Consider the following 11,011-nt stretch of genomic DNA (forward strand, 5'->3'; position numbering starts at 1 on the left):
AGTATGTCCCATGCGTGCGTCGGTCTTCGGTAAGGTTCTCGCGCTGACCGCAGCTTTGGGCGCGACTGTGCCTGCAGCTCCAACCGTCCTTGCTGACGATTACGATGGAGGTTGGCGCCATTGTCGGGACCTTCACGGAAGAGACCGGTGGCGTTGTGAGGAGGCGCGGCGCGATCGGTGGCGCGAGCGCCAGGAAAAACAGGACAAGAAGGATATGAAGGCTGGTTTGGCCGCCGGCGCGATCGGTTTGGCCCTCGGTGCCATCATTATCGGTGCGGCACAGGAGGCCGAGCGGAAGCGCGAGGTGGAAGCTTATCGGCGCAACGATCGCGATGCGCGGTGCCTTGCGCGCTACCGCTCCTATGACCCGCGCAGCGGAACATTCATTGGGCGTGACGGCCGGCGCTACGAATGCAGGTGAAGGCTGCGCCTCCGGCCGAAAGTCGCCCACACAGGCGACCTTTCGCGCAGAAACCTTTACGGACGCCTGCTTCGGCCATAGATGTGCCGCAATGGTGGGTGCGCCCTGCGTGCCGATCGTAAGGCTGGAGGGAGTTTTGACGGATTTTACCTGGTTGAATGAGCCTCGAAACTGGAACGTCGAAAATGGCGTGCTAACCCTCAAAACGGAGGCGAATACCGACTTCTGGCGGACAACCTTCTATGGCTTCAGGCGCCATTCCGGTCATGCCAGACTGCAGGCGGTGAGCGGAGATTTTACCGCATCGGTGGTCGTGCGCGGTGATTATCGCGAGCTCTACGATCAAGCCGGGCTGATGCTGATTATCGACGAAACACACTGGCTCAAGACCGGCATAGAGTTCACCGACGGCTTGATGCATTTCTCAGTTGTCGTCACGAACGGAACGTCGGACTGGTCCGTAATCCCGCTTGCGCAAGCGCAGCCGAACGCCGAAGTGCATATCCGGCTGACGCGGCACGAGGCAGCGCTCAGGGTCCAGTTTCACCTTGGCGATGGTCCGTGGCAGATGGCGCGGTTATGTCCATTCTCCGGTGAAGACGCACGGATCGGTGTCATGGCCTGCTCTCCTGAGCGCGAAGGTTTTACCGCGCAGTTCGAAGGATTTTGCCTGGGCGCTCCGATATCGCGCGACTTGCACGCCTCATAGGAGCCCTTGCTGCTAGCAGCGGCGATCCGCTCGCCTGGATCGGGCATTGAAGGGACGTCCGACCCGTGGTCGGTATTCCTTCGCGCGCGCCTTGCCGCAGTGGAACTTCAAGAGCGCATCGGACGTTCCGCAACCTTCTGCGGCTCACAGATCGCGTCTAACCAGAGCCGCCGTCACAACATCGTCACGAAACGCACGAACAACTCGCTTCGTGTAAATGGCGGAGGCACAGATGGATTACTTCAGACGCTTCACCTTTTTGTTCGCGACACCCGCCTTCGACAACGAGGATCTCGAGGGGGCCCGGTACAAGCAGATTGTCGAGGAGATCGAGCGGTCTGGTTTCGAGGTGGTCCGCGCACGGAGCCTTGAGGACGCGGAAATCGCCGTCCAGACGGACGCGGCCATCGGCTGCATGATGGTTGACTGGGGCAAGAAAGGCATGGAAGGCAAGACCGCCTCCCTCATCAATCTGATGCGCCGACGCGGTCTCGAATTCCCGATCATCCTTCTGATCCGGCGCAAGCGCTTTGAGGACGTACCGGTCGAAGTGCTCGACTTCATCGACGGCTATGTCTTTCTATCCGAAGAGACGCCTGCCTTCATCGCGAAAAACCTCATCAGCCGCCTCAAGCAATATGCCGAGACGATGAAGACGCCTTTCTTTGGCGCGCTGGTGGATTACGCCGAGGAAGGCAACCAGCTTTGGACCTGCCCCGGACACAACGGCGGCGTGTTCTACAGCCGCAGCCCGGTCGGCCGCGTGTTCATGGAGCATCTGGGCGAAGCGGTCTTTCGCGATGATCTTGACAATTCCGTGCTCGATCTTGGCGATCTCCTGACCCATGAAGGGCCGGCGCTCGCCGCCCAGAAGGAAGCCGCCAAGATTTTTGGCGCGGAGAAGACCTACTTCGTCCTTAACGGCACCTCGACTTCCAACAAAGTTGCGCTTTCCGCCCTGGTCACCGATGGCGACCTGGTGCTGTTTGACCGTAACAATCACAAGGCGGCCCATCACGGCGCGCTGATGATCTCCGGCGGCATCCCGGTCTATGTGCCGACGGCCAGAAATGCCCATGGGCTCATTGGCCCCATGGATTTAGGCGCGCTCAATGAGGAGGCGCTGCGCGAACGCATCCGCGCCCACCCGCTGGTCAAGGATCCGGATGCCTGGCAGAAACCGCGCCCGTTTCGGGTGGCAGTGGTGGAACAGTGCACCTATGACGGCACGATCCACAATGCCGAGATGATCCTGAAAGCCATCGGCCATCTGTGCGATTACATCCTGTTCGACGAGGCCTGGGCGGGCTTCATGAAATTTCATCCGCTCTATGCCGGTCGTTTTGCCATGGGCCTTGCCGAACTCGGACCCGAGGCACCGGGTATCATCGCCACGCAATCCACGCACAAGCAGCTTGCGAGCTTTTCGCAGGCATCGCAGATCCACATGAAGGATCGGCACATTACCGGCCAGAAGCGCCGGGTCGAGCACCGACGCTTCAATGAGAGCTTCATGCAGCACGCTTCGACGTCGCCTTTTTATCCGCTCTTCGCATCCCTCGATGTCGGCGCGCAGATGATGAAGGGTCGTTCCGGCGAAGTGCTGTGGGACGATACGATCCGGCTCGGCATCGAGCTTCGCAAGAAAATCCGGGCGGTGCGTAGGGAGTTCGAGGAAAAGGAGCGTCGGCCCGAGCGCCGCTGGTTCTTCGAGCCCTTCGTGCCGGACCGCGTGGCCATGCCGGACGTGGCAAGCCCCGGGGCGGTACACGACGTGCCATGGGAGAGCGTCGCCACCGATCAACTCGCCACCAATCCGGCCTTCTGGCACCTCACGCCGGGGGCTGCATGGCACGGCTTTCCCGACATGGCGCCAGGTTTCGCGATGACCGATCCCAACAAGCTCACGCTCCTCACGCCAGGTTTTGACAGGGCAACGGGCGCATATTCAGAGCACGGCATTCCCGCCCCGATCGTTGCGCAGTACTTGCGCGAGAACCGGATCGTCGCCGAGAAAAACGATCTCAACTCCCTGCTGTTTCTGCTCACGCCCGGCGTCGAGGCAAGCAAGGCGGGCACATTGATCAGCGGCCTCGTCGCATTCAAACGGCTTCATGACGACAACGCGCCTCTGGAAGAGGTCATCCCGGAGTTCTATCGCCGCCGCCCCGGCCGCTACGCGGGGGTGCGATTGCGTGATCTGTGCGGCGAGATGCATCGATTCTTCCGCGACGCCAATGTCAGCGCGCTGCAGGCCAAGCAGTTTTCTGAAGAGCATCTGCCGGATATCGCCCTTTCACCCCACGACGCGGCGCGCTGCCTTGTGCGCAACGACGTCGACTTTCTGCCGATCGACGCTATTGCCGGGCGGATCGCAACGACACCTTTTGTCGTCTATCCGCCGGGGATCGCCACAATCGTGCCGGGCGAGCGACTGACCGAGCGCGCACAGCCGATGATCGACTATCTCAAGATGTTCGAAACCTGCTTCAACACTTTCCCCGGCTTCGACGTCGAGATCCAGGGCCTTTACCGCCAAACCGACGCGTCGGGTCGCATACGACTTCATACCTACGTCGTCGCTGAATAGAATATTGGAGTTTCGAGACCCCTCATGCCGCAGGATGAAGCAATCATCATTCGCCGGTCGCGGGAGAGCGACGTTGATGCCATGCTGGCCATCTATCGCCGCCACATCCGACGCGGCATAGAAGAGGGTGTCGAAGAGGGCGACGCACCACAGCCGGACGACCTTCGCGAGCGGCGGAAGAACCTGAAAAGCCGCCGCTTGCCCCATCTCGTCGCGGTGAAGGAGGGCGTGGTGGTCGGATACGCCTATGTCGTGCTGTTTCGCAAGCGCCCCGCCTACCGTTACACGGTCAAGCACTCGATCTATGTTCACCACGAGCATCTCGGTCAAGGCGTCGGACGTCTGCTCATGCGGGGCCTGATCGACGCCTGCGCCGCAGCCGGCTTTCACCAGATGATCGGCTACATCGACGCCGACAATGTCGCCTCCCTCACTTTGCACGAACGCTTCAACTTCGTACGCGTCGGCCTGCTTCCGGGTGTCGCTTATCGTTACGGGCGCTGGGCCGATAGCGTCATGGTCCAACGCTCGCTGGGTCCGGGCTCGACGACGCCGCCACCGCCGCCGCCTCTCTCCACCCGATGAGGGTCGCCCCTGTGTGCGCGCCGTTCAAACGTCAAAAAGCCCGCTGGATTTCTCCATGCGGGCTTTTTTTGATTTGGTTGCGGGGGCCCGCAACCACCGATACCGACATGAGCTCAAAATAATCATCTAAAGGATTCAGGGTTCTTGGCCAGCGCCGGTGTTAACTGACCCATCGGCGCTCTGGGAGGGCACAGTGGTATGGTGGCTCACGGTTGCTTTTGGCTAATAGGGACCGCTGCATTGACCACCCCCCAACGCAAGCGATGGCCGCGCATACCGTTCTCTACACGAGCCCTTAGCAGTCCATGGTCGAGACATTCGATTTGTCGTCTTTATCAACGCTCAAAAGAGTTGACAAACATGCAGTTTTAACAAATTATCCCATACATGATCATTATGTTTCCATTAGTGGACTAAATGATCGCGATACCAACTTCACGTAAAGGCGAAGCAAATGGACCTTTTGAGGTTTGGAGAGAGTGATTTCAATTCATCGTATCTGGCCATACTCAGACACGGCCGGCGCGCCTGGGAGCTTTCGGAGGACTTATTTACGATCTGCGAAAATGAGCGTCTTCCCGGCATCGAGTCGCTTGAGGCTCCGATGTTCGAAAACTGGTTCATAGCGGAACGATCCGTGCCTATGCTGGTAGGAGAACTCAGGCAGCCAAAGGGTCTCTCATTCCAGCATGAATCCTGGGGCGCATTTGAATGCACTACACCACTACACTTGCTCTCGGTAAGGGGGAAATTGGCGCGGTCTGCGAACCATTGGTATCTGCTCGGGCGACCGGCGGCGGACGCAACCGAGTCCTTGAACCGATGGGATGTTCGCGCTGACGATTCGACGAGCACGCCGGCCGGCAAAAACACATCCCGGAGGTGAATCAAAACACACGCCGGGAGGTGGTCACAAAGCAAAGCAACACCACATTAGCTCACGTGGTCGCCGATTCCTTCGCCAAGATGTCGGCGCAAAGGTTTGGGCCGCCGCTCACGCCCCTCCAATTTATGCCAATTCCAACTAGGATAGATCCTTATGCCGCACACATTCACTGACGCCGACACACTCGCCCGGCTCGCCCACGATATCCGGCAAGCCAGCTCTGAAAAGTTCACCCCTACGCTGCTGGCGAACGCGCCGATTCTTGATGAGTTTGCTCTGGTGTATTCCTCCGCGCTCGGACTATCAGGTATCGTCTCGGGACATCCGCGGATTTCGGATGGGCACCGCTGCGTCACGACTCAGGTTTTCTATCTCGATGTCGAACAGGGAGTGGCCCGCACAGTAAACCGCTGGTACCGCTTGGGACGTCCTCACGGGGCTGAAGGACAGTGATCTGCGGGTCCCTCGTGGACATCATAGCCGCGCGCCTCGGGCAAGATGGGGAAACGAGTTGAGATGCAGGGCCAATCCAAATCCGCGGAATTTCTAAGATGGCGGAGTGTTGAAAACGAGGACTTGCATGCCTTGCGGTGATAAGAACAAGCCGGCCAAAGTGGACCACGATCGCTCGTCCGGGGAGACTGCAGACAACAACGAAACGTTTGGCGAAGCGCTGTCAAAGGCGGGATTCAAGCCGGCCAAGGTCGGACGAAGAAAGATCGTGTCGCGGGGGAAACGCCGAGAGACGTTGAAGAAGCGGAATTCCGAGAACCCGGAGAAATAGATGGAGACTTAATGACGTGTCCCTTCTAACCCGGCACCCCCGCATAAGACCCATGCCTACGACACAAGGGCGCCTACGCCGCAATAGCTCGATCATTCTCGTAAAGCTTGGCATCCCAACGACACGTTGTCTGGCCCGTCGTGTTCCTGCCTAGTTCGATCACATTCAACCTGTCGCCAGGAAAAGCGGGGCTCAGTTCCAGGCACAAGTAGTCGAACAACGACCGTTCGTGCACAGCAAGGACGATCTGCCGATTCATCTGTTTCGAAAGCGTCCGGATCAGCGCCGCGAACTGGGCGATATGAACTTCGTCCATACTTTGGACCGGATCGTCGATGACGAGCCAGGGAAGCTGAGTCTCCACCGAAAGATGAAGCGCGAGAAAGAGCGTCAAGGCGGCCGTATTGAGATTGCCGGCACTGAGCATGGCGCGCGGGTTGCCGCCTTTGCCGCCGCGGCGATGGTGTGTTTCGAGAATGGCCTCGATATCACCGGTGGCGCCGTCGGGAATCGCGAAGGCAGGGATAAAGGGTTCCTCCGGCGCGAGGCGGACGAAAAGATCTCGCCATAGCGCGTTGAGCTCGTCGTTGAACACCTTGCGAACCACTTTCCCTCTCGCTTCGCGTGTTTTACGGACGAGATCCTTTGCCGCATCGATAATGCCGTCGGCCTCCGATCGCTTTCCTCGAAGCTTGGTGACGTCCGTCATCAACTGTTTCCGCTCGTTGCGCAGTGCAGAAAGGGACTCGATCGCGGTCGAAAGAGAAGCGGCTTTGTTTAGAACGGTTCGGCGTTCACCAAGTCTCTCGTTTAAGACACCTTCCCTGTGGTCGATGGATGAACGCATCCGCCGAAGGAGCTCGCCGGTCGATTCGTGGGACTCCAACGGCACGGCGATACGATGCGCAAGCGCGATTGTATCCCTCCGAAGCACTTCCATGGATTGATCTGCGATCTGAACCGCGGTAGCGTTTTTGGCGCTATCCGTAGCCGCGCTTCTCAGATCGTCCCCTTTCTGCATATCGGCCGTGCCCGCATTCAACTGCAGCTCAAAATCGGTGAGATCGGCCAGCCGCATCTTTAAACCTGTGAGTTCCTCGTCCGGCAGGACATTGGTCCCGACCTCCGAAAGCCTACGCTCCAACTGTGCGATGGCAGCATTCGTATTGGTCTTATCCGACGATATAGACCGGAGCCGCCCCGCGTGTTCGAGCATGGTGCTGACTTTTGATGCGACATAAGCATTGAGCGGTGTTGCACTCACCTCGTTAAAGTTCCGATCGCATATCGGACAATGATCGTCATGGATGTGCGTGCTGAGCTCGAAAAGCGTCCTTGCGAGCACCTCGTTGGTATCAGTCGCGTCGTTTAGCTGCTCATCGAGCCGCGCCATGCGTGTTCGAGCCTCAACGATCTCTCGGCCAGTCTCGGCTTTTACGCGAACCGCCTCTTCGTGCGAATTCAGAACACCTTCGATCCGCGCGATATCCACTCGTACGCGTGAAGTTATAGAAACTCTGCGCGATACAAATCCGCTTTCACTAGATACGGCGAGGTCTGCAAAAAGGCCTCCCGCCTGTTGTAGAAGCGCCTCTACGTCCTGACCGCGCGTGCGAATCCAATCATCGAACGTTTTTCCGGCCTCATCAGCAACTGATTCAAGCAGAAGTCGCTCGCCCGCACCACTGGCGTTCGTTGCCCTGTTCCAGGTTTCCTCGAGGACGGCAACTTCTCGCCTCGAACGTTCGAGCGCCATGAGGCCGCTTTCCTCGACAGAAGACTGAAGGCGTGTGGGCAGTTCCAATATGTCGCCGAGTGTGGCCGCTAGCTCAGGATCAACACGCTTCAGGATTTCACGAACCTCTCCCTCAAGCGTTTCGACGGACGTCTTCAGAACGATTTCTCGCTTCTCGAGTTCAGCAATCGCTTTCTCCTTCGCCGCGATCGCGGCACGTGTCTCATCGTACGATGGGACTGGAATCCGAAGGCGCGAGATGTTGCCGGCCGAGTGAAGACCGGCGATGATTGCTTCCATGCGATCAAGGCCCAGCAACTCCTTCACGAAGCGGGTCAGAGGCGAATCCGTCTTTTTGTCGGAATGCTGGTAAATCTCGAGAAGGCGCCCTAGGGTCGATTGAGCAAGGTAGCAACGCTCGCTGAAAAAACTCCCTTGGAGAGGGCTTAGGATCGGAGTACCAACAACACCGTCCGCCGTCACTCTCATATCCCCAATAATGCGTTCTCCAGACGCCGTCTCAACATCAACCCTGACTTGCCCAAAAGGCCTGTCCTTGTGCGGCAGATAAGCAAGGTAGTCGGGTTCTGCGCGCGATAGCGATGGCACGGCCCCAGTAAGGCCCATTTCGATCGCCGACAACAGGCTTGTCTTACCCGCTCCGTTGGGGCCGTGGATAAGCACAATCGGCGCGTCGAGCGAAACCAATGCCTCACCATCAACGCTTCGAAAATCCTTCATGTAGAGCGACTTCAATCGCATCGTTCAGGCCTCCGCATCGCGGTCACTATGAATTTCGGATTCTATTTGTTCTTCATCCTCCGCCAGCTCTTCGCCAAGCCAGGAATCGTCTATCTCGTCGTCGTCATCTTCCTCTCCCAAGGCACGCTTGAGAGCCTCATGAAAGCGCGTTTGGACGGCGTCCTTGCCGAGATTAGAAGCTTCAAGAAGCTCTGCGGACTGCTCGGTACTAGGAACGATATCATCATCGCCGACGCCGATGTCATAATCACTAAGCACGCCCGATGGGAGCTTCAGAGGAAGCAGGATCGATAGCTTATCCAGAAGGTCCTTTGGGTCGGCTGCTTCCTCCACTGCGAGAATTCGCCCGACCTGTGAAAGCGCCTGCAAATTCCTCCCAACCGGGCGCGGGCCGACGATGATCGAGGTCAGGGGCCGTTGCGAGCGCATCACATCGAGAGCACGGGCAATGCCCTCGATCTGCTGGACCACCTTTCTTTCGCCGTTCGCCGCCATGTCGCCGACGATCACCAGATCGGCGGAATGTCCAACCCCGACAAAAGCGCCGGCCACGTCGAAGACCAAACCCGCGATCTCCAACGGTGTGTCTAGGCGACGGTACCCCGCGTTCCCCAAAACTGCCGCAACTCTCTCCGCAGGAATTGCCGTCATAGGGCCACCTTGTTTCGAAAGCGTTCCAGAAGATCCTCTACCTCGGTGCCTTCTGCAAGCAGTTCCTCGACGCTCACCTCACGAACCGGGGCCAGTCCTGTTCGGCCCGGCGGACGTCGAGGTGATCGATGCATCGGGGCAGGATTGAACTGGCTGTGTACGACGACGGCATCATCATTGTCCGCCAGCAGGCCGTTAGTGGTCAAGCGAATGGCCGCGCGATGATCGCTTGCAAAAAAGATCTTCGCCGCGCCACTGCGTCCCACCAAGCCAAAGGCACCAGAGTCTACTGCAGAGGTATTTGGCCCTTCTGCGGCCCAGAGTCCTCTGTCCAAGCCCAGACCCACTAGACTCAAAGCAACTGCGAACTCGGCCATTCCTCCACTCGTGAGGTTGGGATTCGCACTCATTAGTTCCAATGGCTCAGCGGACAACGGGCTATACAAGCCGTTTGCAGCGGTTGGCAGCGCTCCCTCTCTGAGCATTGTCATGGTCCGACCTATCATGGTGATCAGGCTCACGACGTCGTCCGCACTCGCAGTCACCTTGTCAGCCACAAGATTGCGACCGTGCTCAAGCCCTTCTGCTAGCTTCGCCCTATCAAATTCCTGTATCGCCGGGAATCCTTCACGCAATAGGCATGTCAGTTTTTGCGTGAGGACGAACAGGAGCAATGCCAAGAGAAGCGGCTTGGCGAAAGCCTGAACGAGCGCGTCGGCTCTGATCGCTGTGCGGGTTCCAGCATTGAATTCCTGATGATAGACATTCTGAAGCAAGCTTTCCTGATCCCCTCCAACAGCGTTTTCAGCGAAAGCATAAGCTGGCGGATGAGCCGGGAAGTGCCAAGGCATCTGAACCTGAGCACTGGCGAAGAGGCTCTGGATATTCGAGTCCTGCGCAGAAAGGCCGAGCATGAGGGTCGGTTTGGTAACGATTAAGTTGATGAGGGCGTTCGCCATAACTGGGTTGTTTGCGACCCAGCCATTGATCTGGTTTTGCCTCGCTACAAGCAGCGGACGAAACTTTGCTGGATCTTCTAAGGCTGATCTGGCGCAGCCATGAAACTTGTAAAGATTAGTGCGCCTTCGTCCTGCCCTAGTATCGCCGGGGGCGATGGCGATGCGCTGAATTGGCTTTCCGCCACCTAGGATGCCTACAGCCTTCTCGACGAGCGAATCCCAGTTCGCCGACGGCATCTCGGACGCAACCCCTTCCATGGCGAGGGCCGCTAGGCAGAGATGTTCGGCGTCGGGCTCGATCGTAAGATCAGAGTAGACGGCAGCTCCATTCAAGACGTCCCAGAGGAGATAGTCTGCCTCCTCGCCCTCGACCGTCACTCCGAGCATGCGCGCGTAGTTGTTAACTAGGCGTCCGGCTAACGCTTCGAAGGCTGGCCACAGATCCGGACTGGTCGAGTAGTCGATTGTGTCACACTCCTCGGGACTCGGTGCTGCGTGACCGATGACGGAATCAAGAGCGGCGCGAAAACGACAATGCGGATCGTTTTGATCAATCCGCCCCTGAAGCGAAATAAGGATTCGCTTCGCCAGACTTTTCAGATCCGGCATCCGCTCTCGCGAGATGCCAGACCCCAACCAGAAGACATAGCGATCGTTGGCGACGCCTTCTGCCAGCTCCCTCTTCGGCCCGTCCAGCATAGCGAGGGTCTGGGAAATCGATATCGTCGCCGCAGGAGGAAGTGCCATTCAGCCTCAGGAACAATCGGAAGGTGTTGTAGACGAATTCTTTTACTCGCCAAAATCAGTCTGGTCCATGGCCGTCTGAGACTTACGCCTGGATGAGGTCCGTGAAAACCTGATCACGCCCGGGCAGCCCGCCACCAATCCTTGAGGCGACGACCTGCCGGACATTCGTGCTCTGGCACGAA

8 protein-coding genes are annotated in these 11,011 nt (G+C 58.3%); 5 read left to right on the forward strand and 3 right to left on the reverse strand.

All coding sequences use genetic code 11. The features are described 5' to 3' along the window. The first annotated feature begins 10 nt into the window (after positions 1-10). The 5 genes from FA04_RS34845 to FA04_RS32955 all read left to right on the forward strand — a co-directional run bounded on the left by FA04_RS34845 (position 11) and on the right by FA04_RS32955 (position 5,644). Positions 11-421 (forward strand): BA14K family protein, encoded by a 411-nt coding sequence (locus FA04_RS34845; RefSeq protein WP_060644252.1) that lies wholly within the window; start codon positions 11-13, stop codon positions 419-421. Positions 422-557: 136 nt separating this feature from the next. Beyond that, on the forward strand, positions 558-1,130 hold the full coding sequence (locus FA04_RS32935) for a DUF1349 domain-containing protein (protein ID WP_418235972.1): 573 nt from the start codon (positions 558-560) through the stop codon (positions 1,128-1,130). A 232-nt stretch (positions 1,131-1,362) separates the two neighbouring features. Beyond that, positions 1,363-3,720, forward strand: a complete 2,358-nt coding sequence (locus FA04_RS32940; RefSeq protein ID WP_034799028.1) for an Orn/Lys/Arg family decarboxylase — start codon at positions 1,363-1,365, stop codon at positions 3,718-3,720. 24 nt (positions 3,721-3,744) lie between these two features. Beyond that, the gene (locus FA04_RS32945; RefSeq protein ID WP_034799029.1) at positions 3,745-4,305 is read left to right on the forward strand and encodes a GNAT family N-acetyltransferase; all 561 of its coding nucleotides are present in this window, start codon (positions 3,745-3,747) and stop codon (positions 4,303-4,305) included. A gap of 1,039 nt (positions 4,306-5,344) precedes the next feature. Next, on the forward strand, positions 5,345-5,644 hold the full coding sequence (locus FA04_RS32955) for a DUF6634 family protein (RefSeq protein WP_034799033.1): 300 nt from the start codon (positions 5,345-5,347) through the stop codon (positions 5,642-5,644). Positions 5,645-6,048: 404 nt separating this feature from the next. Here FA04_RS32955 and FA04_RS32965 read toward each other — a convergent pair whose 3' ends face one another. The 3 genes from FA04_RS32965 to FA04_RS32975 all read right to left on the reverse strand — a co-directional run bounded on the left by FA04_RS32965 (position 6,049) and on the right by FA04_RS32975 (position 10,829). Next, a complete protein-coding gene (locus FA04_RS32965; RefSeq protein ID WP_034799038.1) occupies positions 6,049-8,472 on the reverse strand; it encodes an AAA family ATPase in 2,424 nt (807 codons plus the stop codon). Positions 8,473-8,475: 3 nt separating this feature from the next. Next, positions 8,476-9,051 carry a hypothetical protein gene (locus FA04_RS32970; RefSeq protein WP_167550735.1) on the reverse strand — a complete coding sequence of 192 codons (576 nt, stop codon included), beginning with the start codon at positions 9,049-9,051 and terminating at the stop codon, positions 8,476-8,478. A 68-nt stretch (positions 9,052-9,119) separates the two neighbouring features. Next, a complete protein-coding gene (locus FA04_RS32975) occupies positions 9,120-10,829 on the reverse strand; it encodes an SIR2 family protein (RefSeq protein ID WP_034799040.1) in 1,710 nt (569 codons plus the stop codon). Positions 10,830-11,011: the final 182 nt, after the last annotated feature.

This window comes from Ensifer adhaerens (assembly GCF_000697965.2).
Classification (GTDB): Bacteria; Pseudomonadota; Alphaproteobacteria; order Rhizobiales; family Rhizobiaceae; genus Ensifer; species Ensifer adhaerens.